Source organism: Deinococcus sp. Leaf326 (genome assembly GCF_001424185.1).
In the GTDB taxonomy this organism is placed as follows: Bacteria; Deinococcota; Deinococci; order Deinococcales; family Deinococcaceae; genus Deinococcus.
In genome coordinates this window covers 157658-181181 of sequence record NZ_LMOM01000001.1, presented here as the reverse complement: position 1 = coordinate 181181, position 23524 = coordinate 157658, and the positions used below count along the sequence as shown (strand labels likewise).

Genomic DNA, 23524 nt, shown 5'->3' with positions numbered 1-23524 from the left:
CAGGCGCGCGGCCACCCCTGCGCCTGTGCCCCTGCCCATGCCGGAGACCCCATGACTGCACTCGACCAGTACACCGACTCCCACGCCCTCGCCGAACGGCTGGAGTATCTCGACGAGCACTCCTGGCTCGTGGATAGCCCGGACCTTCAGCTCCCCAGCGACGACGAACTGCGGGACGCGCTGGAGCGGGTGCACGGCATGGAGCACCACCCCAAGCGCGAGGTGGTCTGGAACAAGGCCTACGAGCGCGGCCACAGCGACGGCTGCGCCCGCATTGCACGCGAGTACGCCGAGCGTGCCGAGCTGCTGCAGTGAGCCGCCGACCTACTGGTTTTCCGGAGCGATGACGGAGTTGAGCACGACCTTGACCTCATTGAGCGAGAGCAGCGATTTGGTCTTGCCGCCCGCCTGGTCATATGCCTCCAGCATCCGGCGGTAAAGCGGTGTCATCGGCATGTGACTGTCGTGGGCTCCGTCTGGAATCACTAGGGAGAAGTCACCCCGTCCGCGCTTGTGAATGAGTTTGACGAAGCCGAGTTCTTCCGCCTCGTCGTTGAGGCCGAAGCCGGAAAAGCGAAGCATGTGCTTTTCCATCTCCGACAGTTCGGTCTCTTTACCCTTGGCCGAATAGATGAGTGTGTCGAACATCCTGAGCACCGAGTACACGAACTCGGCACGCTCATGACTGAAAGGCTTCTGGGCAATGGTGCCCAAATCGGTCTGCCCTAGCAGGGTGTCGTATCCGCCGGCTACCACGTCAGCGCACCAGAGGTAGTAATGGGCGTCGTCAGGTTCAAGGGCAGCGAGGATTTTGTACTGGTGCACCAGCATGAGCCGCTCGACAGTGGTCAAGGTCATGCGTCTATCAAATCATCCCAGGAGGTGATCGAACATGGGGGAGGCCTCCAAACCCAGCAAGAAGTCAGAGAAGAAAGGCGGCGGCAGCGGGGCGCGGAGCGCCGAGGGACGTCCCCCCAAGTACGACTGGTCGGCCATCCGCCGCGAGTACATCCGTGGGGATGACAAGGTCACACTGGAGGCCCTGAGTCACAAAAGTGGCTACCCGGCCCTCGGCTCCATCAAAAACCGTGCAGCAGCGGAAAACTGGAGCGAGCTGAGGCAGGAGATGCGTGACCAGGTGATGACCGGGTTGGCGGCGGCCGACCGGGACATGAAGCGCGAGGTGAAAGAGCGCCACCTGAAGATCAGCGGCGCCCTGATCAGCATGGGCGTGCGCGGCTTGAGTCACCTCGACCCTAAGCAGCTCGAGCCCATTGACGTGGCCCGCTTCATCAGCTCGGGCACTCAGCTGGAGCGCAAGACGCTGGGGATGGAGGAGTTCACCGTCAAGTTCGGCAGCATCAAGTCGCCGGACGACCTCGACAAGCTCACCGAGGCGCAGCTCTGGCAGATCGCCGGGATGTTGCCCCCGAGCGAGACCGATGACGACGAGCTCTAATCGGCCGCCTGGCTGGATGACCCGCCAGCAGGTCATGCAGGCCATCGCCCGCAAGCGCCTTAAGGCCAAGGGGCACCTACAAGAGCAGGCGGCGCCACGAGACGAGCAAGCCCGGTGGACCGAGCGTTACAGCACCGACCTGATCGGCTTTTGCGTGCGCGTCTTGGGCATGACCCCCTGGAAGGGCATGAACGGTAAGCCGGGCCAGTACGAGATCCTGGAAGACATTCAGGAAAGCGTGCGGCGCCAGCTTGCAGGCGAGCAGGACGTCCCCTACGTCTTCGTGATCGAGGCAGCCCACGGCGTCGGGAAGACTTACGGGATCGGCGCACCGGTCATCGCGTGGTTCTACCGGGTGTTCGGCGGCTCGGTCGTCCAGTCCACTGCGAACACGAACGACCAGGTCAGGGACACGCTCTGGAAAAACCTGCGCATGCACGTCACCAACGCGAAAGCGCGGCGGCGCAACGTCATGCCTGGACTCATGCCGAAGGACATGCGCGCGGAGACGGCAGCGGACCACTTCGCGATGGGCTTTGTCACGAACGATGCTGGCGGCACCGGCACCGAGCGTGTGCAAGGGCAGCACAACGATTACCACCTATGGGTTTTCGAGGAAGCCGAGGGCATCCCGGAGTTCATGTTCGATGCGGTGAAGCGGCAGTTCACCGGCAACGTGGTGCGGATCTGGCTGCTGTACGCCAACCCCAAGACCTCCACCTCGACCTTTCAGGAAATGAAGCGCCACCCCCTGGCGAAGGTCTACCGCCTCTCGCTGCTGGACTTCCCCAACGTGGTCACGGGAGAGCGGCTCGTGCCTGGCGGTACCACTCGGAGCACGGTTAACGAGATGATCGAGGACCAGCGGACCTTCGGGTGTGAGGTGGTCCCAGAGCATGACGAGACCAAACACACCTTCGAGGTGCCCTGGCCGGTGCCCAGGTCTGGAGGTGGCGGCGCGCACCCGCCGGGTACGATCTTCTCGCCCAAGCGGGGGTTTCTCTACGGCGCCCTGGGAGTTCCACCCTCGGGCGGCGGCGGCGATACGTTCATCAGTGCCGGGCGCTTCGACGCCTGTCTCGACCGGGTGGTCCAGCCCCGGCCCTTGCTGGAGCCACCGCACCCGGTCGGTGGCCAGGTACAGCGCAAGATCTGGCAGGTGCAGATCGGCGTGGACTGCGGGCGTTTCGGCGACGACGCCGGCACCATCTACCGCTACTTCCGGAGCGCCCTACGCTTCGAGGAGGCCATTCAGGGCGCCCAGGAACTCGACGAGATCACGCGCACCGACCGCTACGTCCGGGCCATCGAGCGCAGCCTGCTCAAGGCCGCCGCCCAGGGCGCCACGCGCGCCTCAGTCCGCATCGACGCGGGCTACGGCGGGGGCATCGTGGACGGTGTCCTGAAGCTGTCCGAGACGCGCGCCCGCTTCCCGGACGGCTTCGAGGTGTACGAGGTGCCGTTCGGTCACGCACCCGAGGACGAGGACCAGTACGCCGACCTCGTGACCGAGATGTACGCCATGGCCGACGAGGTCCTGTCGGTCTCTCGTATCGAATCGCCCCCGCTGCTGCTCAAGCGGGACCTCACCGAGCGCAAGTACGGATACATCACCCGGGGCAACCGGGACGTAAGGAAATTGGAGAAGAAGGGCGACTTCAAGAAGCGCGCCAAGGGGCAATCCCCAGACGACGGCGACGGCGCAGTGCTCGCGCTGGCGCCAGAGCGGTTGTTCGTGTCTCTACGCCGCGACGTTGTGGCTCCCCCCCAGAAGCGCGGCTGGACGGGCTGGGTGCCCCGCTGACCTACCCCCGTGCCTAAGGAGGCCTCTTGAAACCCCTGTACCTCACCAACCTGCTCACCGCGCTCCTGGGGGACGCTCGCGCCGCCGCTCTCCAGGAACTCCCTCCGGAGGCCAAGCAGGCCCGCAACATGTACAACGGCTACCACCTCGGGGAACCCATCGGGGGCGGTGACATGAACGAGGCCTACTGGCGTGGCCCCGTGGTCGTCGCCCCCCCAGGTAACGAGGAAGCAGAACGGCAGGCGACCGCCGTCGTGAACGAGTTTCAGCGCGCCCTGCGCCGCAGCTTCACCTCGACCAACTTCGTGAAGGCGACGATCCGGCGCGAGGTGGGCAGCAGCCTGGCCCGCATCAGCTGGACGCTCCGGCAGGTCCAGGGTGAGCGCGGCGCAGAGGGCGAGCGCACCGAACGGGAAAAGGAAGCGGACGCCCTGCTGGGTGTCTGGTGGCGCCTGGACAAGAACCACCCGGAGGAGGCCATTCGCCGGGCAATGACCTTTGCCCGGCGGGAGGGGCGCGGCGCGCTGCGCTTCCGGGTGGCCAGTGGCCTGCTCGCGCCCGACGCCCAGGGCGTCCTCCGAGTCCGCCAGGGCAAGAGCCGGGAGGAGGTGGCCCGGTACATTCGCCTGGAATGTGTCGAGTTCCCTGAGACCGTGCGGGTAGACCAGCACCCTGACACCTTCGCCTGGAGCGGCGTGTACGCCTACACGGACGCGGACGGCAATCAGGCGGCGGAGATCTGCGCTGTAGACGGCGAGGAGACGGTGCTGCGCATCCTGAAGCCCGATCAGGCCGCGCCCGTGGAGTCCCGCCTGAAGCTGGGTGGCCGCATCACCCTGCTCGTGCTGGAGCTGGAGCCGCTGATCACGCCGCAGATGCTCCAGAACCAGATGGCATTCAACACGACCTCGACCATGATCCTGCGCAACACCGAACTGGCCGGGTTCATGGAGAGGTACGGCATCAACATCGAGCCGCCCTTCGAGGAGATCGACGATCCCAACAAGCCCGGCCAGAAGATCCGGGTCTACGCCACGCCCCAGCTCGGCGCGGCCCGCATGACCATCTGGAGCGGGACCACCAAGCCCCAATACGACGACCGCAAGAACTACATAGGCGAGACGCCCCTGGGGACGCCCTCCTACGGCCGCTTCGAGCCGGTCAGTCCCGAGGCCTTGATGGAGTCGGTCAGCCACAGCCGCATCAACATCTACGAGGAGGTCGGACAGGTCTACGTGCTGATGGGCGCGGAGGCCACGGCCAGCGGCTACAGCCGCGAGGTGGCCATCGCCGACTTCGACACGATCCGGCAACCGGTCATCGAGCTGGGCCAGGCCGTGATCGGGCAGGTGGCGGAAGTGTTCCTGGCCCTGGTCGCGGCCCTCAGCAGCGAGCCGGCGCGCTACGCCGACATCCAGGTCGAAGGCCTCGTGAAGTCGCGAGTCGTCCCTCCCACCTCGGAGGACCGAGCGGCCGACCGAGCAGACGCGGCGGTCGGGATCATCAGCATGCAGACCGCCCGCCAGCGCCAAGGCATGGACAACCCCGACCAAGAGGACGCGCAGATCGTGCGCGAGCGCGAGGCCGGGATCAGCCCGACCCTCAACCCCGCCAAGACAGATGTGGCGGCGGCGGCCGCGCCAGCGGCCACAGGCAAGGCCGCCAAGAAAGTGAAGGCTCGCACCACCGGGAGGAAGTCATGACGGAAGCAGCAGCACCGGCCCTAGCGGAGTCGGTGCACATTTACACCAGCTCTTGGCAGACCGCGCAGCGTGCGATCAAGGCCCATGGCCTGGACCCACAGCGTTGCGAAATCCACACCTCACTGGAGAAGGTGGCCGGCCGGGAGATCTCGCGCCTGCACTTGGTCGGGCCCTGGCAATCCCAGGAGGTGCTGGCGCAGTTGCGGCGGCCTGGGCGTGAGCTGGTGAACGGCCTGTGACTGTCGTCGCTGCCGTGGTGGACAGCGACGGCGTGGGCTACATGGTGGCCGACAGCCGAGTCACCGAGGCCCACGGGGTCAGCTACTCCGTGCACGAAGGCAAAGTGTGGCGGTCTGGCGCCATATTGATCGGCTGGATGGGCTTCCTGCGCACGGGCCAGGCTCTGCGCTACGGCCTGAGCTGGCCGCCCTACAAGAATGGCCAAGACCCCTTTGAGTACCTCTGTGGACCGTTCGTTGACGCCGTTCGGGCGTGCATCAAGACCGCAGGGGCCGGCTGCGCGCCCTCGCGCGACGGGTCCGAGCTGCTCGACACGTCGCTGCTCATCGTCTGGCAAGGTCGCATCTTCCGCATGGGGACCGACCTGGGAATCAGTGAGCACCGCGGGGCCTATGCCATAGGCAGCGGCAGCCTCACGGCCATCGGGGCACTGCGAGCGCTGTGGGATTACGAGCCGAAGACCCGGCTCCTCCGCGCCGTGCAGATCGCCGCCGAAGTCCACAACAACGTGGCCCCGCCTTACACCCTGCTCAGCACCGCCGACGCTCCTCCGGAGGTCCACCCATGACCTTTGAGCAGCACCGGCCGCAGCAGGGGCAAGTGGGCTGCATGTACCACAGCGTCTACGCCATCCTCGGCGACGAGAGCCTGCTGCAGCACGTCGAAGATGTGGAAGCGGCGCGGTACTACGCCCGACTCGCCGAGGGCGGCCTACTGGTGTCGACCTTCTGGTGCACCGAGCCAGGCTTCCCCGTGTCTCCCTCGGAGCTCTGGGAGCGCCTGCGCCACCGCTTCACGCTCAGCAACCCGGGCGGCCAAGCCCTACACGCTCCCCTGCTCGTCAACATCGCCGGAGCCACGCCCGGTTGGCTGCACCAAGTGGCTGTGCTGCTGCCGATCTCGCCCGGCGAGGGCACCGTACACGTCAGCGACAGCAACCTTCACGAGCCGCTCCAGTTCACCTGGGACGGCTTTCTCAATTCCGATTACGCCCAGGCCTACCGCGTCGAGATGCTCGGTCCTGCCGACCTCGACGCCTACGCCTGAGCGTCCCCATTCCGCCCCATTCATTCCCATTCGGGAGGTCCATATGTCTAAGCACAAGTACAGCGCCCTGCTCAGCCTGACCGTCGCCCTGCTCTCCGGCGGCCCGTTCCTTCGCGGCGACGGCGAGAACGATCCGCCCCGCTACACCGAGCAGGAGTGGAAGGACAAGCGGGCCACCGAGCTCGCCACCTCCAACCAGGCCGAACTGGTCAAGCTCGTCGTGGCCGCCGAGGTCGAGAACCGCAGCCTCAAGAACAATCAAGTGCCGAAGGGCAGCCGCGTCCTGAACGATCAGGAATCCAAGGACTACGCCGCTTTCCTGGCGCTGGGCAAGCCCGACGAGGTCGCCGCGAAGGTCAAGGAACACGGCGAGTACGCGGCCTTCGGGAAGGTGGCCGACGTGAAGAAGAGCCTCGACGACGGCGCAGCCGCGAATGCTAAGAACGCCGACCGCGAGAAAGCCGAGCACATCGCCACGGTGGCCGGTGTCGCCCAGTTCAAGCCCGGCGTCCTGACCGACCGCGTGAACCACGACAAGCTTACGGACCTGGTGGTGCGAGAAGTGGAGCGCGAGGGCAAGCAGGTGAAGGTGGCCTACGCCAAGGACCCCCAGGGTGTCGAGCACGAGCTGGACGCCTATGCCAAGAAGAACTGGGGAGACTACCTGCCCGCGCTCCAGCTGACGGCCACCGACACGGCCAGCAGCGGTACGGCCTTCGGGGGCCAGGACGCGGCCAGCCGGAGCAGTGGCGCCGGCAAGAGCTGGGTGCAGGAGAAAGTCGACCAGCAGCAGGCCAAAGGAGGTGAAGGGGGCTACAAGGACCCACTCCAGCCCGCGCCCAAGAGCTAAAACCTGCGCCGCGACCGTTCGCCCTACCTCGCCGCAGTTGCCCCAAGTGGGGCGCTGAAAGGACCACCATGAAGAAACTCGCTCTGTTCGCCCTGACGGCCTCGCTTCTGTGCGGGGCCGCTGCCTTTGCCCCCCGCGGCGAGAAATCCACCATGTCCATGCCCCACTGGGTGGCCGACTACCACAGCCTGACGCTGCACGGCACCGGCGCCCCGATCAACTGGGCCGCCTGGACCGACGTGAAATACGGCACGGCTGGCCGCCGTGTGGTGCCCAGCGGCACGGCCGTCAGCCTGTCGGGCGGCAAGATCGTGCCCGCCGATGGCTCGCTCGACACCCTGTTGCTCATGACTGATGCCCGCGAGGGCAGCTCCGGCGACAGCATCAGCGGGTATGGGCTGGTCGTCTCCGGGAACGTCTACGAGGCCCAGCTTCCTGACTCGACGGGCGCCCCCGCCGTGCTGCCCGCCGGCATCAAGGCCAAGGCGACCCGCTTCTACTTCCAGTGACTACCGGCCCTTCGGGGCCGGTACCGCTTTCGGCCTTCCGCCTCTCGCCCCACGAGGTTTCACCTTGAAGACTCTGCTTGCCCGTCTGCCCATCTACGCCCTGTGCGCCAGCCTGCTCACCCAGGCCCTCGGCCCGCGCGGCGACGCCTTTACGGTCAACGCCATCCTCAGCACCATGACGCCGGACGACTTCTTCGCGCTGGCCAACCAGCCGGTGCCGGAAAGCGAGTACGTGCTGCTGTCGATCCTGCCCGACGAGCTGCGCCTGAGCTACCAGGCCAAGAGCGGCAACCTGAAGATCATCACCACCGTCGCCGGTGAAACCGGCATGGACAGCCCCTACGCGCCCGTTGGCGGCATCGAGCTGAACGCCTTCGAAAAGCCCATTGCGAAGTGGACGGCCGAGACGCTGATGACCGAAGAAATGCAGCGCGAGCTGCAGCAGGTCATCACCAACATCCGGGCTGGGAACATCAGCGGGAACAGCCTGGACCGCATCCGCAACTTCGTCGTGAACTGGCTGAACAAGGTCATCCGGCAGGCCATCGCCGACCGGCACGAGCTGATGCGTGGCGAAACCCTGACGACCGGGCAGCTCGTGCTGCGCGGCGGCACCGTGGACTACGAAGTGCCGGCCGCCAACAAGTTCGCCAAGCGGACGGGTGGCGAGGCCTACGCCGCTTCGGGCACGACCTTCTGGCGCGATATGCGCCGCGCTGAGGCCATCCTGGGGAGCGTGCGCAGCCGCGTCATGAGCATGGACACGCTCAACAACCTGCTTGACAGCTCGGGCAACCCCATGGCCGTCGTCAGCGAGACGGTCAGCGCTGGGGGCAACGTCAAAGTCGTGCAGGTGCGCCGCCTGATCGGGTCGCAGCAGACCCTCAGCCAGGACGCCCGTGACGGCTACACGCTCGTCGGCTACCGCCGCAGCGTGACGCTCAAGGTGGGCAAGGGCTACGCCCAGCGCCAGGTGCTGCCGGACGGCAAGATCGCGGTGGTCGGCAGCAACGACATCACCCTCGAAGCCCAGGACGGCACGATGCTGACCCGCCCCGGCCTTGGCCGCACCCACATCGGGCCGACTGTCGAAGGCAACGGCCGCCCCGGCATCTGGACCAACGCCTACACCCCCCAGAACCGCCCGATGCACGCCATCGCGCAGGGCGCGGTGAACAGCCTGACGGTGCTCGACGCCCCCGAGAAGCTGGTCATCCTCGACACGGAGCTGGTGGCCTGATGCGCCTGGTTCGAGTGCAGTCGTTCGTCGGTACTGTCCACTTCGACGGCAAGAAATATGGCCCCAGTACTACACCCATGGACATCCCCGAAGACCTCGCCAACGCGCTCGGGTTGGCTGGCGAGGAGGTGGAGATGGCGGCCAGTGTCCCCGAAGCGGTACGTGAAGCGCTCGCCGAGCGCGACGAGGCCCGCCAGAACCTCGAGGAGCTGACGCGCCAGCTCCGGCGCGTTGCCCTGGCCGACGAGACCCCCGACGTGGTGCTGCGCCGGGTACTCCAGGAGGGCAGCACCTCAGGCGGCACCCTGGCCGATCTCCAGCGCCAGCTCGGGCCGGTCGCCAAGGAAGGCGAGAGCATTCTCGACACCCTGGGCCGGACCCTGCGCGAGTTGGGGAACTACAAGGGCTTCGCCGACGACTCGCAGGCCTTGCTCATCAAGTACGTGGGCGAGGCCGACGTCGAGGAGAGCGGTATCGACGTGATCCGGCGCATCACGGGCGAGCTGGACAAGCTGCGTGCGGGCAACGTGGTCCAGCTGACGGGCGAACTGGCCGACGCTCGGGCCGACGCCGCCGAGAACGGCCGACTGCTGCGGGAAGCCCAGCAGGAAGCTGCCAACCTGCGCGGCAAGCTGGCCCAGACCGACAGCGAGGGCGGCGGCGCGCTGGCCCAGGTGGGCACCCTGACGGCCGAAGTGGAGCGCCTCAAGGCGTTGCCAGTGCTGCCCGCCGACGCCCATGCACGCCTGGTGGCCCTGCCCAAGATCGGAGGCGCTATTGCCGACCAGATCATCGCGGCGCTGAAGGCTCCGGCTGCCACCCCAGCCGAAGGGGGCGTGCAGTGAATCGGGCCGTCCTCTCCGCGACGTTGGTCCTGGCCCTGGCACACGTCGCGCACGAGACCAACCGGGCCTACTGCCGCAGCATCGGCGACGACAGTCAGCCCGGCTGGGATGATGCGCCTGAGTGGCAGCGTGAGAGTGCCATCAAGGGGATTGAGGGGGCGCTGGCTGGCAACACGCCGGAGCAGCAGCACCAGAGCTGGATGGACCAGAAGGTCGCTGACGGCTGGGTGTACGGTCCCGTCAAGGATCCCGAGGCCAAGACTCACCACTGCCTGGTGCCCTACGCCGAGCTGCCCGCCGAACAGCAGGTCAAGGACCACCTCTACACGGCGGTCGTGCAGGCGGCGGCTGGGGTGCTCGCGCCGCCCGAGCGCGCCCCGCGCCCCGAGGGCACGTACCTGACCGGCGGCGTGACCCCGACTGTGGGCCGGGACGTGCACTACGTCAGCTACGGCACGCCAAAGGGCGAGTACGCGCCCACCCACCGGGCCGCCAAAGTGACCGATGTGCGCGAGTCCGACCAGTTCGGGTTCGAGGTGCGCGTTGCGGTCTTCAATCCGGAGGGGCTCTTCTTCACGGGTTGGACGCACTTCGATGCGACCGGCACCCAGAGCGGCACGGTGCACTGGCCCGAGCGGGTCTAGCCGTGGACGCCACCCACGTCGCGCGGGTCGCGTTCCTGGCCCGCGATTCCGCTTGGGCCGCGTGGCTGGCGCTGGAGCCGGAGGAGGAAAAGCGCAGCCTCAAACTTGACATGGCCCTCGCCGAGTACGGCGACCTCCGACTGGTTGCCGCCTACGTTCTGGAAACGGTCTGTGAACAGGCCCGGACGGGCGCGGCGGCGGCCGCCGAAGGCGTCGAGCAAGTCAAGCGCTTCCGGGCCGAGGGCGATTACGAGGAGGAGTATTTCGCCCCGAGTACTCCAGCCGACGTGGTACAGGCAGGCCTGTGGTGCGACCGGGCCGCTGAGCTGCGCGTCACCGTGTCGCAGGAGCAACAGCAAGAGCAGCGTGGTGGTGGGGGACGGACTGTCAGCCTGGGCGTGGGGAGCAGATTTTGACCCGGCGCGAGCAGGTGCGCGACCGGGTGGCGGGCAAGTTGACCTCCAAAGCCGGGCTGCTCTGTCCCTTCAAAAAGACGTGGAGCGACGGCGTGGAACGGAGCTTCGACGTCAAGGACCCGAACCGCACCGAGGGAACGCTCGCCCGAAGCCTGCGCGCCCGCCCGGACGGCCCCGACGTGCGAATCCTGCAGCTTCTCCCAGGGGTCCAGCCGCCGCCGCCCGGCGCGCACATCTCCTGGGAACACGGCGTGCTGTTCGTCGAGCGGCACGCCCAGACCTCCTCATGGTCTGGGCGGACGCCCGCAGTCTGCCGCTTCGTGGACCCGGCCCGGAGCCTGAGCTATCCGCTCACGTTCACTGCGGCAGGCCCTCTGGTCCAGGACCCCAAGACCCACAACATGGTGCCCGGCGCTGGGGTGCCTCTGCCGACGCTGGCCCGCCTGGAGGCAACCGCTGACCCGCAGATCCGCGAGGCGGTGGGGGCCGACACGGCGAGCGTGGTGCTGTTCGGGCGCTGGGGACCCGCTGGGCAGCCCCAGGCGCGGCCGGTGGGCGTGCGCTGGGGCAGCAAGGCGCCCCTCACCCTGCAAGGCCAGCCCGGCACCCTCACGGTCAAACTCGCATGGCCGGACCCCGACCCGGTACAAACCCTCATTCACGGCGCCGCGTTCATTGCGGTGTGGAGTTCCCCGTGAACACGCCCAAGCCCGAAGAAAGGCTCTCTACGAGCCTGGTGTCACTCTCCTCTGTGGACGAGTTTCACAAAGCGGTCAACGAAGCCCACAACACTCACGTGACCCATATGGTCAAGAGCTACTGCCAGCAGCATGGAGTCCCTAATGCCAACGGTAGTTGGCTGTGCTCCAGCCACTCGCTGACCGTGCTGCCCAGCGGAATGCTGCTGCTGAGCATCGTCGGCATCGTCAAGGTCTGGTATGACGCGCCAGCAGGTGAACTATGACCCAGCCTGTCCCCGAGGCCCTCAAGCGTGTGGTGATGCACGAGGACCCCACGCAGGAGGCCGCCGCCACCATCGCGGTGGATTACTCCAGCCGCATGGACGTGGCCCACCTCACCCTCAACCCCGAGCACGCGCCGCCCGAGAGCGTGGACGGCTACCGCATCCGCGCCAGCATCCAGGCCTCGCTCGAAGGCCTGCGCCGGTACAACCGGGGTATCACCCGCCGCTACGGCGAGTGGGAAGGCGAGCAAAAACTATTCCAGGAAGGCATCGAGAAGGCCGCTACCGAGATCGAGCAGCTCGTGCACCTCGCCCCGCGCTCACCCCAGCAACTGATCGAAGCCCTAAGCGCCCTGACCGACGAGCAGCTCCTCACCGTGCCTGGTCTCGGCGTCAAGAAGCTCGAGTACCTGCGCAAGGGCCTGGTCTGATCGTGGCCGTGCGCGTCACGCTGGCCGACCTGGGGCCGCTCGTCGAGCGCGGGGTGCGCGGCGTGGCCGAGGAGTTCGCCGAGGCCTGCGACGCAGCCTTCGACGATCCGGTCTGGGGCTGGACAGGTACCACCCGCCGTCAGAACGGCGAGACGGTGGGTAGCCCGCGCAACATCGTCGACACGGGCACGTTGCGGGACAGCCGCCAACCGGTCGAGATGGCCGGAGCCAGTGCTCGCCTGACCTGGGCCGCCGACCACGCGGCCGCCACGTTCCTCGGCGCGGTGTTCAAGGACCGCGCGGCCTCCCTGCCGGCGCGCAACCTGCCGCGCTACGTCGCCCAGGACTTCAACTTTGCCGAGGTCTTCCTTCGCCGCTCGGGGCTGCGGTGAGTGCGCTCGCCATCCGCCGCTTGGTGGAACGGGCGCTGGCCGAAGCAGAGATTGAGGTCGGCACCTACCGGCTGCCCGATGGTGAGGAGACCCCTGCGGTGTATCTGGGCAACCCGCCCGAGGGCACCACCGCGCGCGGCCTGGAGGTGGTCGTCAGCCCCACCCCCAAGAAGCTCGGCATCGAGGCGTTCAAGTACCCGGGCATGCCGACCGCGTACCCGGTCCGGCTCGTGAACTGGGACGGCCTGCCCGACGTGCTGGAGGACGCCATCAACGCGATTGCCGGGTACTTCTGGCCGTTCGAGGAGACGCCCAAATCCGTACCGGTGGAGCCCGAACAGTACGTCTTCGCTCTCTTCTTTGACCCCGAAGATCCCGAACTCAACCCATCCCAGGAGGGATAAGCATGGCTCCCAAGAAAGCAGAATTCCGTTTCGGCAAGAACGCCCGCATCGAGGTGGCCCCTTACGGCACCGGCACCGAGCCGACCACCCCGACCGCCTGGAAGCTCTTTTGCTTGACCAGCAGCGTCTCGGTCGGCCTGGACAAGGGCACGGTCAGTATCGACACCTTCTGCACCGAGGGCTCGGTGGACGTGCCGGACGGCAGCAGCAAGGGCAGCCTCGAATTCGGTGAGACGACCTGGACTGAGAAGGACGAGGCCATCAAGCTGCTCGAAGACGCGGCCTTCGACGATACCGAGGACGGCGGCAAGGCCTTCTACCGGATCTACCCGCTCGGCAAGGGCGTCGGCAAGCCCGTCTACCGGGGCGTCATGAGCGTCATGAACTGGAAGCTGGACACCCCCAGCACGGGCGTGATCAAGGTGACCAACGGCGTGACCGTGGAAGGCAAGCCCGAGCGCGGTGTGGTCAAGGCGGACGGCAGCTTCGACCCGGTCGACGAGCCGGTCGCCGAAACGCCCTGATGCCGGTCTGGCGTGACCACTGGCAGGGCACCGCGAACGTGGTGGTCGTCAGTGAGACGCCAGTCACCGAGGAGGGCACTGTGCAGGATGCCCTCCTTTTCGTGCTGGACGAGACGCCCGAGCGCGTGCTGCTGACCGATGAGCACGGCGAGCAACGCACCTTCACCCTGCCGCCCAAGGCCCTTGAAGGCACCTTTTTCGGTGTCCCCCACGACCTTTCCACCCAACAGGAGAATGCTTAATGACCACCCCCCCTACTGCTCCGACCAAGCCCCGCATGATCTTCGCAAGCAAGACCGCCCAGCAGATCCAGTTCGTGCTTGGCGGTTTGAAGTTCACCTCGCGCCGCCTGACTGCCGAAGAAGATCTTGTGTACGAGAACGTGAAAATGCACGCGAACTTCATGCAGCTCCCGCGTGAGCGGATCGAAGGGACCACCAAAACGCTGGCCGTGCTGCTCGGCCACCGCACCGAGGCGCCGCTCAACCCGGAGTGGGTGGCCGAGCACGTGAACGCGCAGACCGAGAGCGAGCTGATGGCCTATCTGCGCACCGGCCACACCGGCCCCGGCCTTGTGCTTGCGCCGGGGCACACCTTCGATCTGCGGCAGGTCGAACTGGAGATCGCCGACCGCTTCTTCACCGGCCCAGTGCTGAGCTACGCGGACGAGGCTCGGCTCTCGGACGCTGTCGCCAGCTCGGCCGACATCGTAGACGAGCTGCAAGATCTACAGGAGGGCGACATGTCGCCCGCGCAGAGCCGCGAGAAGGGGCAGCAGATGGCCGATCAGCTGCTGACCATCCAGCGCGCCGGTACGGACGCCCTGGCCGAGCTGCTGAACGAGCGTGACCCGGGCCGGGAAGCGGAGGATTACCCCGGTCCGGTCACGGGTGCGTGGCTGCTCGAGCACCTGACCAAGGATGAGCTCACCCAGCTCCGGGCCTACCTGCGGACCGGGGAGCCGGCGGAGGCGGATAGCCCAAACGCCGACCCCACGCCCGCGAACTTGCCCATCAGCGGCTGAGCCAGGGCGGGAAGACCCTCCAGTACGAGGATGTGCTGCTGGAGGTGCTGAAGTACTACCCCCAGTACACCTGGGGGACTTTGCTCGACGAGCTGAGCATGGTGGTCGCCCGGCTGTACATGGAGATCCCGGACATCCACCTGAAGCGGGCCTGGCCACTGATGCAGTTGCAGGCGTTCGTGGGCAACTCCCTGGGGGGCAAGGGCAAGGGCGACGGCGAAAAGCCGGACCCTAAGTCCTTGTGGCGGCCCGAGGAGTTCACGCCGCCTGCCGCCTACGGTGCGGCCGATCTCCCCCGGCCACTGCTGGAGCCGCAGCACTGCTGGGCGCTGCAACAGGCCATCGAAAATGGGGACCTAGAAGGGGCCTCGTGGGTCGTGCAGATGGTCGAGATCGAGGACAGCCTGAGCCGCGTAGCGCAGGTGGCCGAGGGCTACGGCGAGCTACTGGCGGCAGACACGCTCGGCCGCGACATCAAGGAAGAGCAGGTCGGTGCTTGATCCCTCTGACCCTTCAGCTTGCGCCTTCGCGTCCAGGGCAGCGCGACTCAGCCACCCCTGCTGCGGGGCCAGCGTGTCTGCGGCCGCGTTATAGGCGTACACGTCCCCATCCACGCCCACAGTGGTCACCGGTGCCGGGCCCTTCGCAAAGTCGCAGATCACGGTGGCGTACTCGGCCTTGAACGGCCAAGTCTCTCCTAGCTCGTCGGCGTAAACGGAGAGGCTACGGGCCTCCGGCATAGGTGCAGGCGTGGGCTCAGGGGTAGGCGTTGTAGTCGTCACGGCCGGTGGAGTAGAGGGCTGTCTGGTGACCCCATACATCAGGCCGAACAGGACACCCACCGCGCCCAACACGAGCAGCACATAGGACAGGCAGCCGCCCTTGGGCTGGGTCTGCGGCTTCAACTTGGTCATTCTTCGCAGCTTACACACAGAGGAGTTCCACCCATGACGCAAGTTGGTAAGGCCATATTCGACGTCGAGGCCAATGCAGGGCGGGCCACCCGGACGCTGCGCGACGTGGCTCGTGAAGCGCAGCGCATTCTCGGCGGCATCTCGCTTACCCCCAAGGTAGACCGCGCGGGGGTCGCGGCTGAACTGAGAAAAGCCGTGCAGGACGTCAAGGCACAACTGCGTGTGGGGATCTCTCCTGTGTCGCAGGCCGACGTGGACAAAGCGCTTGGCAAAGTCGCAAGCAACCGCGAAGTCACCCTCGACCTGAAGGGGGACATGAAGGCCAAGCTCGACGAAATCAAGCAGCAACTGGCCGATCTGCGCTCCACCTCGGCTAGCGTGCTCACCATCGACACCAGCGCCGTGAAGGCCGTCATTACCCTGCTGAACAAGCAGATTGCGGACCTGAATGCGCTGGAAAACAAGCTGCGTTCCCTGCGCAACGGTGCAGGCGGCAGCGGGGGCAACGGCGGGGGGAGCGGTGGCGGCAGTCCTGGCCCGAGCGGCAACACGGCCCTCACCCAGATCGCCCGCGACCTCCAGATCGCCCAGAGCCAGTACGACCGGGGCGCCACTAGCCTGAAGGTCTACCTGCGCGAGCTGGAGCGCATCCGCACGGCCGGCCAGAGCATGGCCGGTGGACTGGCCGCTGGCAGCAAGGAAGCCCAGGCCCTCGAACGGGTGATGAAGGGGCTTGCTACCGGCACGGCAGGCATCAATTCGCAGAGCATCGTCAAGCTGCGTAGCGACCTCGCCGGGGCGCGCGCCGAGTTCGAGCGCGCGACCGGCGCGGCAGGCCGCTTCAACTTTGTCGGCCAGCAGCAGGCCACCCGTGCCTACGAGGCAGCCCTCAAGGGATTGGAGACTCGGATTCGCGCTGTCGGCGAGCGTGGCACCACGACGGCCGGACAGCTCCGAAGCCTGAACCAGCTCAGCGCTCAGCTCGGCAGCCAGCGCAACGCCATCAACGGCACGTTCACCCAGGTCGGAATTTCCAACAACATTCTCAATGCCCTAAAGACCCTGCCCCAGTTCGCCGCCCAGGCAGGCGGCAGCCTCGGGGCCGCAGCCGCACAGGCCCAGGTGCTGACCAGCAATCTCAGCGGTGTGGCGGCGGCGGCGGGGCCGGTCGGCGTGGCTGTCGGCGTCATGGTCACGGCGCTCCTTGCCGGAGCGGTCGCCTTCGCGGACCTGGGTCGGGTCGGCCTTCAGGAACTGGGCAAGCTCCAGCAGGGCATGAACGTCCTGCAGGCCAACGGTGAGACTGACTTCGCGGGCGTGACCCAGGGCGTGCGGGACCTCCAGACTGAGCTGGGTGCGGTTGGCGGAGCGTTCACGCGGGGCGACCTGACGGCGGCGAGCGCGGACATCGTGAAGGCAGGCGTCAGCGTCAGCGACTCGCTGAAACTCATGGGCTCCAGCGCGCGCCTCGCGTCGGTGGATCAGGTCAACCTGACCGACGCCTCCGGGCAGCTCCTGAAGAACCTGCGCCAGTACGGGCTGGGCGTCGAGGACGCGGGCAAGGTCTCGGACATGCTGGCGAAGGCGGGCAACCTCGCTGCCGGCACCACGAACGACCTGAGCATCGGCCTGGGCATCGTGGGCACGACCGGCAAGCAGGCCAAGATCGAGATGTACGACCTGCTCGGCATGCTCGTCCAGCTCGACAATGTCGGCATGAGCGCCGCCGACGTGGGCGCCAACGGCCTGCGCGCCGCTCTCGCGGCCCTGTCGGATGTGACCCCGAAAGGCGAGCGCGCCCTGGCCTCGCTGGGCATCAAGATCCGCGACGAGTTCGGGCACATGAAGCCTGCCGGCGACCTCGTGAAGGAACTGAGCACCAGCCTGCGCGGCATGGGTGTCGAGGTCAACCGGGCGACCGGCCAGCTCGAAGGCAACGGGGACGCCCTCAACATCGTGTCCAGTGCGATGGATACCCGCGCCGCCGCCGCTGTCCTGGCGCTAGGGAACGGCTGGAAAGCCTACGGCCAGCAGGTCAAGGACAGCACCGAATTCACGAAGCAGGCCGCCGACATCATGCAGCAGGGCGTCGCGCCCGCCATGAAGAGCCTGAACAACGCCTGGCGTGACGCGGGGGCCGAGCTGGTGACCAGCTTCGCCGTGCCGCTGGCCGACCTGCTGAACAACCACCTCACGCCTGCCATCAAGGGGCTCGGGGACTTCTTCCGCGAGGTTCGCGAGGGCGGCCCGGTGCTGCAGGAGATCAGGGGCTACGTCATCGCCCTGGCGGTCGCCATCGGCACCCTTCAGGCCGTCTCGCTTGGGCAGGGGTTGGTCTCTCTCCTGGGTGGGGCGGTCGGGCTCCGGAGCATCCTGCCCACCCTGATCGGCGGGTTCCGGGGGCTGGGGCCAGCAGCCGTAGCCGCCTTCGGTACCGCTCGGGTGGCCGCCACAGCCTTCTGGACCAGCCTGACGACGGCGGGTGGTGTGTCCGCAGCCTTCGGCGTGATCAAGACAGCCGTCATGGGGCTGATTCCGGCCCTGCGCGGGGTCACCATCGCGGCCGGGGGTGCCCTGGGTGGCCTGACCGTCGCGGTCACGGCCGCCGCAGGCCTCGCCATCGCGGTCAACAAGATCATGGCCGACACCGCGAAGGCCTACGACCAGGCCGACAAGGGCAACCAGCAGAGCTTCGATACCCTGATGGCGCGAGTGCGTGCGCTGAACGCCGAGGGCACCGAACTGTCGCGTGCCAAGGCGAAGTACCTCCTCCTGGTGCAGCAGATCTCCGACGCCCAGGAAGGCGAGTTCAAGGGGGTCAGCGCCTTCGGCGAGCGGCTGTACGGTCCGCCCGACGAGGCCCGGATCAAGAAACTTCAGGGGGACCTCGCTACGGTGCGCGGCAACATCCAGCAGCTCACCGCTGAGGACGGCCGCCGCGCCGAGGCCGCCAAGCTCAATTCCGGCAAGGTTTCGACTGCGATCAAGCTCACTGACGACCAGCTCAAGGCGCAGACCAAGACGATCCGCGAGATGCGCGCTGAACTCGCCAAGCCCCTCAAGCTGTTTGGAGGCACCGAGTTTCAGGGTCAGCTCGATCAGGTGGCCGAGAAGTACCGTCTCCTGCGGGAGAAGCTCCGCGAGAACGTCCTGGACCCGAAGCAGCGCAATGACCTGAGTCGTCAACTCACCGCGCGCCAGGGCCAGGAGCGGGGGCAGGTCCGCAATGAATTCCAGAGTCGGGCGGCGGACGCTGCGGGACAGGCCGAGCGCCAGGTGCAGCAGGCCCGCGTGAACGCGATGGCCGAAGGGTCGGCGCGCATCCGTGCCCAGGCCCTCCTCGACATTGCCGAGGTGCGCCGGACCGCGCTCGAATCGGCGAAGGCTTGGCGCGACTTCCCTGCCGAGAAAGCGCGCATCCTCGCTGCTGGGGAAGCCCAGGTGGCGGGTATCCAGGCCCAGGCCAACCGCCAGGCCCTGGAATCTGACAAGAAAGCTGCTGACGCGCGTGCCCGTGAAATTGCAGCCCAGGCGCGTAAAGCTCGTGCCGCACTCCGCGCCCGGCAGGCCGAGGAGCGGGCTGCCATCCGCCAGGAACAGACAGTCCAGAGCCTAGGCCGCCGCCTGGGGAACCTGAACGAGGACTTCGGCCTGAACCTCTCCCAGGGCAAGGTCGCGGCCGGGGGCCTTCAAAACTTCCAGCAGGCGCTCGAAGGGCTGAACGCCGAAATCGGGAAACTGCCGGAAGGGGAGCGTGGCCGCTTCGCCGGGCTGGTCGCCCAGGCCACCGAGCTGGGCAAGCGTGGGGACGCCGCCGTCAAGCTGGGCGAGCAGATCGCCGAGGTCCGGGGCCGCGTGAACCAGATGACGGCCGCCGAACTGGAGGCCGCCCGCGCCCGGTACATAGGGGTGGCCGCTGCCCAGGCACTCGTGAAGGCCATCGACACTCGCCTGCCCACCCAGCGGGCGGCCGAATACCGCAAGGGCGTCGAGGGGCTCAAGGGTGCCCTCTCGGAGATGACGGCCGCCGAACTGGCGAACCGACTCGCCACCGAGCGGAGCACTGATACCCAGGGCCGCCGGATCAAGCTGCTCACCGACGAGATCGAGGCGCGGCGCAAGCTGCGCGACGCCACCCTCGAACAGGGCCGTCTCGAACTCCAGAAGGGTGACGCCGACGCCGTGGTGAGCAACTACGACACCCGGCGCACCCAGGCCCAAGCCCGGGGCGACACTCAGGAACTGCTGAGCATCGAGCAGGAGATGGGCGCCGAGGTCCTGGCCGCCCGGCAGCGCCTCGCCCAGGTGGCGGCCGCGCAGGAGATCCTCCAGGTCCGCGAGAAGTACCGCGGCCTGATCGCCGAGGCTCAGAAACATGGTCAGGACACCGCCGCACTCGAAGCCCAGCGCGACGACCTGATCGAGCAGGCCCGCGACCGGCGCAACGACCTGCAGGTCGCCAACGCTATCGCCTCCGACCAGCAGCTCCTTACCCAGACCCGTGAGGTCACCGCCGAACTCATCCGCCTCGCCAACGAGCGTCAGGACGGAATCGACGCCGTCTCACGCGGCCAGGGCGAAGGCGTGGTTGGCCGGGCGCAACTCGCCACCGACCTCGCGGGTGAGGATCTCTCCGCCCGGCTGCGCGCCGAGCAGCAGTGGGAGGTGCAGGTCCGGGACAGCCGCCAGAACCTCGCCACGCTCACGGCACAGGCCGACATCCGCGCCCAGACCGAGAAGTACCGCGTGCTGGGCGAGAAGGCGACTGGCAACGACGACGAGCAGCGCCGGCTCCAGTTGGAGCTGAACGCCTGGATCATCAGTCGTAATGAAGCCCTGGGCACAGAGATCGAGCGGATCGGTTTCGAGACCGCCCAGAGCCGCCTCAAGGCCGAGCGCGCCCTGGCCGACGCGCTGCTGGCCCTGGACCGAGACCTGATCGACGGCCTCAACCAGCGGGCCCAGAGCGAGGCCTCCCGCAAGCAGGGCCAGTTCGACGCGGACCTCCAGGGGCAACTGCGCGCTGTGGGCGACAACGAGGCCGCCAAACTGACCATCCTGCGGGCCGCTGAAACGACCCGCATCGCTCTCTCCAACCAGAGTGTCAACGCTCGGATGCTCGGCGAACAGGACGCCGAGAACCGCCGCTTCGAGGACCTGCGCCGGCAGGCAATCACGGACGGTACCTGGGCCAGTCGCCGTGAAGTGCTCGAGCGCGAGCATCAGGCGCGCCTCACCGAGATCGGCCGACAGGGGGCCTACGACAAGGCGCAGGCCGTCACCCAGATTCAGCGCGAAGTGGAGGACCAGAACGCGCGTACCCAGGAAAAGAGTGCCCAGAACGCAGCGAAGGGCATCACCAAGGGTCTGAGCGATATGACCCTGGCCCAGCGGCAGGGGGCACGCACCGCCCTGCAGGGCTGGCTGACCACGTTCCAGGCCATGGGGGTGGCCGGGCAGGCAGCGGCCCGGGCGATCCAGGAGGCTCTCGATCAGGTGGCCGAGGCCGATGCTTCGGCGCGGCAGCGCGCAGTGGATCTGGCGGACAAGCTGTTCCCGAAAGACGAGAACGGCCGCTACCAGAACCCCGAGGTCGTCACCCGCAGCCTGGCCGACCGCACCGGCAAGATCGGTAAGGCCGACACCATCGCGGACGCCGAGTCCAAGGGGCGCGAGGCCTACGCCACAGAGATCACCAACCTCCAGCAGGGCATCGCGGACGCCCAGGCCGTTCTCGACGAACTGGGCAAGCTGCCGGTGGACCAGCTCGACGCCCGACAGGCCCTGGCCCTGCGAATGGCGCAGCAGTACCTGCCGATTTTCCGCTCGCAGCTCACCGCGACCCAACAGGCCGCAAGCGACGCAGGCAAAGCGGCGGGCAAGGCCTTCGTGGACGGCCTGTCTGTCGATCTAGTGAAGGCGCAGGACGCGGCGGCCGACGCGGGGCTCCAGCTCGCTGAGGCGAACCTGAAGCTCGCCCGTTCCAGAGGGCTGCCCGGCACGACCGAGTACAACGCGGCCCTCCGCGCGTACCGCGACTACTGGGAAGGCCGGGTCACGGTCCTGCAAGGGGGGCTTGCGGCCGCCCAGGCGGCCGAGAGCACGGCTCGGACCACTCTTAAGGGCGCCAGTACCCCAGAGGCCCGCGCTGCCGCCCAGACGACCCTCACAGCGGCCATCACAGCGACCTCGGTGGCCCAGTCGGCGCTGAACACGGCCACCACGAACTACGTGAGCGGCCAGCAGCAGGTTATCGAAAGCACCAAGACGAGCACCGAAGGGGTGGACGCGCTTGCCGAAGCCCGCCGCGCACTGGCCGGGGTGCTGGGCACTTCGACCTTCTCCTACGAGTCCGAGCTCAAGAGCCTCAAGGACCTGATCGAGAAATACCCTGAGCAGGCCGAGGCGCTGGGCCGAGTCCGGGCCGAGTACGAACGCATCCAGGCCTTGCGCCAGGGGATTGCGAACGTCGACAGCCTGAAACTTGATTTTCAGATCGGATTCAACTCCGGGAAGGAGAACCTTCAGAAAAGCGTCTCGAACCTCGCCCAGGGCTTCGGGCAGATCACCTCGCCGCTGCAACTGTTCTCCGCGATCCTGGACAAGATCAACCCGGCTGGGATGATCCTGGAAGGGATGTTCAGCGTCCTCGAGGAGCCGATCAAGGCTCTCCAGGAACCGTTCAAGATCATCGGGACCCTGCTCGGCTCGGTGCTTGCGCCGCTGCTGGAGCTGCTGGCCCCGGTGCTGCAGGCGGTCGCCAGTCTCTTCGTCATCCTCTACGACGCCATCGCGGCCTTCATCAAGGCCATTACCTTCGGCCTGGTCAACATCGACCGGCGCGACCCGAACGACAGTGCCGAGGGCCGCCGCGAGCTTGCCGGCCGCAAGGGGGACAACGACAGCGCCGAACTGGACGGTCAGTACCGCGAGGGCCTGATCGACCGCAAGTCCTATGAGGAGGGCAAGCTCGCCCTCGTCAAAGCCCGCATCGAAAGGGAGCGTGCGGCCGAACTCGAAAAGGCCGAGGGCAACGCGGCCCTCACGCTGGAAATCAACCGCCGCTTTGACGCCCAGTGGCTGAAGGACCGGCAGGCCACTCTGGACGAGATCGCCGCCTATGACCGCGAAATCGAGGGCATGAACGGCGAGAACGAACTGTCGGAGCTGGAGCGCCGGCGCCGGCAGGGGCTCATCAGCGAGCGCGAGTACCAGGGCGAGAAGTACCGCCTGAAGGTCGAGTCGCTCAACCGCGAGCGGGCCACCGAACTCGCGGCGGCCGAGGGCGACCAGCGCAAGATCCTGGCCATCAACCGCAAGTACGACGGCCAGGTGCTCGACGCCAAACTCGACATGCTCGAGGCGCTGTCCGAGGCCTACCGGAACATCGGGCAGACCCTGATGCAGACGATCACGGGCAGCGTGAAAGACGGCCTGATGAGTGCGCTGAAGGCGGGGAACTTCGGGCAGTTCCGCACCTCGTTCAGGAAAAATCTGCGCGAGGCGATGTTCGAGGCGGTGGTGAGCGCGGCTATCGAGTCGGCGGCGATCCAGGGGCTGCTCAAGCCGGCCATCGACGCCCTGGTGGCGGCGTTCCAGACCGACGACACCTCGGACGACAACGCGGCGATTCAGGGTCTCCTGAAGGCCGGGGCGCAGGCCGAGACGGTGGCCGGGCGCATCTACCGGGCGACCAAGCCACTGCGCGACGCCTGGGGCATTACGGGCGACTCGGGGCAGTCCCAGTCAATGGAAGTCACTGGCACCATTGACACCCCCGAGGTCCGGATCTCGCTGGACGCCCTGGGGATGCTGGCCGGGGTTATCCAGAACGTCATCCCCTCGTATCAGATCGCCATCGCCGGGCACACGCCAGTGCTGGCCGCCCACACGGCCGCCCTGCCGACCTTCTCGACTGCCGTGGATGCTTTCGGGCTGCACACGCAGGCCTACCTGACCTCGACCGGGCTGTTCGGCGGCCACGTCGCGGCGTTCGGTGGGCATGTGACGGCCTTCGGCGGGCACGTCCGCTACCTGGCCGACGCCGTCCGCAGTGGGGGCGGCTCGGGTAGCTCGGGCAGCGGCGGCTATACCCCCACCACAAAGAGGTGAAC

At 67.2% G+C, this 23524-nt stretch carries 25 protein-coding genes; 23 read left to right on the top strand and 2 right to left on the bottom strand.

Going from position 1 to position 23524, the window contains the following annotated elements; genetic code table 11:
* Nucleotides 1-51: 51 nt before the first annotated feature.
* Nucleotides 52-315: a hypothetical protein gene (locus ASF71_RS00930; RefSeq protein ID WP_056293512.1), complete on the top strand. Its 264-nt coding sequence runs from the start codon at nt 52-54 to the stop codon at nt 313-315.
* A 9-nt stretch (nt 316-324) separates the two neighbouring features.
* On the opposite strand, the gene ASF71_RS00925 is transcribed toward ASF71_RS00930, so the two are convergent.
* Complete coding sequence (locus ASF71_RS00925) at nt 325-858, bottom strand: YfbU family protein (RefSeq protein ID WP_056293509.1); 534 nt, start codon at nt 856-858, stop codon at nt 325-327.
* 34 nt (nt 859-892) lie between these two features.
* Between ASF71_RS00925 and ASF71_RS00920 the strand changes: the two genes are divergently transcribed.
* The 21 genes from ASF71_RS00920 (at nt 893) to ASF71_RS00820 (ending at nt 14996) form a co-directional block, all read left to right on the top strand.
* On the top strand, nt 893-1459 hold the full coding sequence (locus ASF71_RS00920; RefSeq protein WP_056293505.1) for a hypothetical protein: 567 nt from the start codon (nt 893-895) through the stop codon (nt 1457-1459).
* A 16-nt stretch (nt 1460-1475) separates the two neighbouring features.
* Nucleotides 1476-3263, top strand: a complete 1788-nt coding sequence (locus ASF71_RS00915; RefSeq protein ID WP_056293502.1) for a hypothetical protein — start codon at nt 1476-1478, stop codon at nt 3261-3263.
* Between the two features lie 26 nt (nt 3264-3289).
* Nucleotides 3290-4966, top strand: a complete 1677-nt coding sequence (locus tag ASF71_RS00910; protein WP_056293498.1) for a hypothetical protein — start codon at nt 3290-3292, stop codon at nt 4964-4966.
* Nucleotides 4963-5205 (top strand): hypothetical protein, encoded by a 243-nt coding sequence (locus tag ASF71_RS00905; protein ID WP_056293493.1) that lies wholly within the window; start codon nt 4963-4965, stop codon nt 5203-5205. Before ASF71_RS00910 ends, ASF71_RS00905 begins: the two co-directional genes overlap by 4 nt.
* Nucleotides 5202-5774 carry a hypothetical protein gene (locus ASF71_RS00900; protein ID WP_056293490.1) on the top strand — a complete coding sequence of 191 codons (573 nt, stop codon included), beginning with the start codon at nt 5202-5204 and terminating at the stop codon, nt 5772-5774. The genes ASF71_RS00905 and ASF71_RS00900 overlap by 4 nt, the downstream gene beginning before the upstream one ends.
* Nucleotides 5771-6253 carry a hypothetical protein gene (locus ASF71_RS00895; protein WP_056293487.1) on the top strand — a complete coding sequence of 161 codons (483 nt, stop codon included), beginning with the start codon at nt 5771-5773 and terminating at the stop codon, nt 6251-6253. Before ASF71_RS00900 ends, ASF71_RS00895 begins: the two co-directional genes overlap by 4 nt.
* 43 nt (nt 6254-6296) lie before the next feature.
* Nucleotides 6297-7103, top strand: coding sequence for a hypothetical protein (locus tag ASF71_RS00890; protein WP_056293485.1), 807 nt, complete (start codon nt 6297-6299; stop codon nt 7101-7103).
* A gap of 68 nt (nt 7104-7171) precedes the next feature.
* The gene (locus ASF71_RS00885; protein ID WP_056293481.1) at nt 7172-7612 is read left to right on the top strand and encodes a hypothetical protein; all 441 of its coding nucleotides are present in this window, start codon (nt 7172-7174) and stop codon (nt 7610-7612) included.
* A gap of 64 nt (nt 7613-7676) precedes the next feature.
* A complete protein-coding gene (locus ASF71_RS00880; RefSeq protein ID WP_056293478.1) occupies nt 7677-8852 on the top strand; it encodes a major capsid protein in 1176 nt (391 codons plus the stop codon).
* Complete coding sequence (locus tag ASF71_RS00875; RefSeq protein WP_156372536.1) at nt 8852-9697, top strand: hypothetical protein; 846 nt, start codon at nt 8852-8854, stop codon at nt 9695-9697. The genes ASF71_RS00880 and ASF71_RS00875 overlap by 1 nt, the downstream gene beginning before the upstream one ends.
* Entirely contained in the window at nt 9694-10341 is a 648-nt protein-coding gene (locus ASF71_RS24640) for a RyR domain-containing protein (RefSeq protein ID WP_200939640.1), read from the top strand. Before ASF71_RS00875 ends, ASF71_RS24640 begins: the two co-directional genes overlap by 4 nt.
* 2 nt (nt 10342-10343) lie before the next feature.
* Nucleotides 10344-10757 (top strand): hypothetical protein, encoded by a 414-nt coding sequence (locus ASF71_RS00865; RefSeq protein WP_056293471.1) that lies wholly within the window; start codon nt 10344-10346, stop codon nt 10755-10757.
* Nucleotides 10754-11455, top strand: a complete 702-nt coding sequence (locus tag ASF71_RS00860; RefSeq protein ID WP_056293468.1) for a hypothetical protein — start codon at nt 10754-10756, stop codon at nt 11453-11455. The genes ASF71_RS00865 and ASF71_RS00860 overlap by 4 nt, the downstream gene beginning before the upstream one ends.
* Nucleotides 11452-11721 (top strand): hypothetical protein, encoded by a 270-nt coding sequence (locus tag ASF71_RS00855; protein ID WP_056293465.1) that lies wholly within the window; start codon nt 11452-11454, stop codon nt 11719-11721. Before ASF71_RS00860 ends, ASF71_RS00855 begins: the two co-directional genes overlap by 4 nt.
* Entirely contained in the window at nt 11718-12152 is a 435-nt protein-coding gene (locus ASF71_RS00850; protein ID WP_056293462.1) for a hypothetical protein, read from the top strand. Before ASF71_RS00855 ends, ASF71_RS00850 begins: the two co-directional genes overlap by 4 nt.
* A gap of 8 nt (nt 12153-12160) precedes the next feature.
* Nucleotides 12161-12544, top strand: a complete 384-nt coding sequence (locus tag ASF71_RS00845) for a hypothetical protein (protein ID WP_156372535.1) — start codon at nt 12161-12163, stop codon at nt 12542-12544.
* Nucleotides 12541-12948, top strand: coding sequence for a hypothetical protein (locus ASF71_RS00840; RefSeq protein WP_056293458.1), 408 nt, complete (start codon nt 12541-12543; stop codon nt 12946-12948). Before ASF71_RS00845 ends, ASF71_RS00840 begins: the two co-directional genes overlap by 4 nt.
* Before the next feature lie 2 nt (nt 12949-12950).
* Nucleotides 12951-13472, top strand: a complete 522-nt coding sequence (locus ASF71_RS00835; protein WP_056293455.1) for a hypothetical protein — start codon at nt 12951-12953, stop codon at nt 13470-13472.
* Nucleotides 13472-13714: a hypothetical protein gene (locus ASF71_RS00830; RefSeq protein ID WP_056293452.1), complete on the top strand. Its 243-nt coding sequence runs from the start codon at nt 13472-13474 to the stop codon at nt 13712-13714. Before ASF71_RS00835 ends, ASF71_RS00830 begins: the two co-directional genes overlap by 1 nt.
* Nucleotides 13714-14496 (top strand): hypothetical protein, encoded by a 783-nt coding sequence (locus tag ASF71_RS00825; RefSeq protein WP_056293449.1) that lies wholly within the window; start codon nt 13714-13716, stop codon nt 14494-14496. Before ASF71_RS00830 ends, ASF71_RS00825 begins: the two co-directional genes overlap by 1 nt.
* A 32-nt stretch (nt 14497-14528) precedes the next feature.
* Nucleotides 14529-14996: a hypothetical protein gene (locus tag ASF71_RS00820; protein ID WP_056293445.1), complete on the top strand. Its 468-nt coding sequence runs from the start codon at nt 14529-14531 to the stop codon at nt 14994-14996.
* Here the strand turns inward: ASF71_RS00820 and ASF71_RS23370 are convergent.
* Nucleotides 14940-15410, bottom strand: a complete 471-nt coding sequence (locus ASF71_RS23370; RefSeq protein WP_156372534.1) for a hypothetical protein — start codon at nt 15408-15410, stop codon at nt 14940-14942. The genes ASF71_RS00820 and ASF71_RS23370 overlap by 57 nt on opposite strands.
* A 33-nt stretch (nt 15411-15443) precedes the next feature.
* Between ASF71_RS23370 and ASF71_RS00815 the strand changes: the two genes are divergently transcribed.
* On the top strand, nt 15444-23522 hold the full coding sequence (locus ASF71_RS00815; protein WP_056293439.1) for a phage tail tape measure protein: 8079 nt from the start codon (nt 15444-15446) through the stop codon (nt 23520-23522).
* Nucleotides 23523-23524 lie beyond the last annotated feature (2 nt).

Excerpts from the sequence above, each read along its gene's own strand:
- ASF71_RS23370 (WP_156372534.1), bottom strand. The coding sequence starts at position 15,410 with ATGACCAAGTTGAAGCCGCAGACCCAGCCCAAGGGCGGCTGCCTGTCC.
- ASF71_RS00885 (WP_056293481.1), top strand. The coding sequence starts at position 7,172 with ATGAAGAAACTCGCTCTGTTCGCCCTGACGGCCTCGCTTCTGTGCGGG.
- ASF71_RS00930 (WP_056293512.1), top strand. The coding sequence starts at position 52 with ATGACTGCACTCGACCAGTACACCGACTCCCACGCCCTCGCCGAACGG.
- ASF71_RS00875 (WP_156372536.1), top strand. The coding sequence starts at position 8,852 with ATGCGCCTGGTTCGAGTGCAGTCGTTCGTCGGTACTGTCCACTTCGAC.
- ASF71_RS00905 (WP_056293493.1), top strand. The coding sequence starts at position 4,963 with ATGACGGAAGCAGCAGCACCGGCCCTAGCGGAGTCGGTGCACATTTAC.
- ASF71_RS00825 (WP_056293449.1), top strand. The coding sequence starts at position 13,714 with ATGACCACCCCCCCTACTGCTCCGACCAAGCCCCGCATGATCTTCGCA.
- ASF71_RS00895 (WP_056293487.1), top strand. The coding sequence starts at position 5,771 with ATGACCTTTGAGCAGCACCGGCCGCAGCAGGGGCAAGTGGGCTGCATG.
- ASF71_RS00920 (WP_056293505.1), top strand. The coding sequence starts at position 893 with ATGGGGGAGGCCTCCAAACCCAGCAAGAAGTCAGAGAAGAAAGGCGGC.
- ASF71_RS00815 (WP_056293439.1), top strand. The coding sequence starts at position 15,444 with ATGACGCAAGTTGGTAAGGCCATATTCGACGTCGAGGCCAATGCAGGG.
- ASF71_RS00925 (WP_056293509.1), bottom strand. The coding sequence starts at position 858 with ATGACCTTGACCACTGTCGAGCGGCTCATGCTGGTGCACCAGTACAAA.
- ASF71_RS00890 (WP_056293485.1), top strand. The coding sequence starts at position 6,297 with ATGTCTAAGCACAAGTACAGCGCCCTGCTCAGCCTGACCGTCGCCCTG.
- ASF71_RS00915 (WP_056293502.1), top strand. The coding sequence starts at position 1,476 with ATGACCCGCCAGCAGGTCATGCAGGCCATCGCCCGCAAGCGCCTTAAG.
- ASF71_RS00830 (WP_056293452.1), top strand. The coding sequence starts at position 13,472 with ATGCCGGTCTGGCGTGACCACTGGCAGGGCACCGCGAACGTGGTGGTC.
- ASF71_RS00835 (WP_056293455.1), top strand. The coding sequence starts at position 12,951 with ATGGCTCCCAAGAAAGCAGAATTCCGTTTCGGCAAGAACGCCCGCATC.
- ASF71_RS00850 (WP_056293462.1), top strand. The coding sequence starts at position 11,718 with ATGACCCAGCCTGTCCCCGAGGCCCTCAAGCGTGTGGTGATGCACGAG.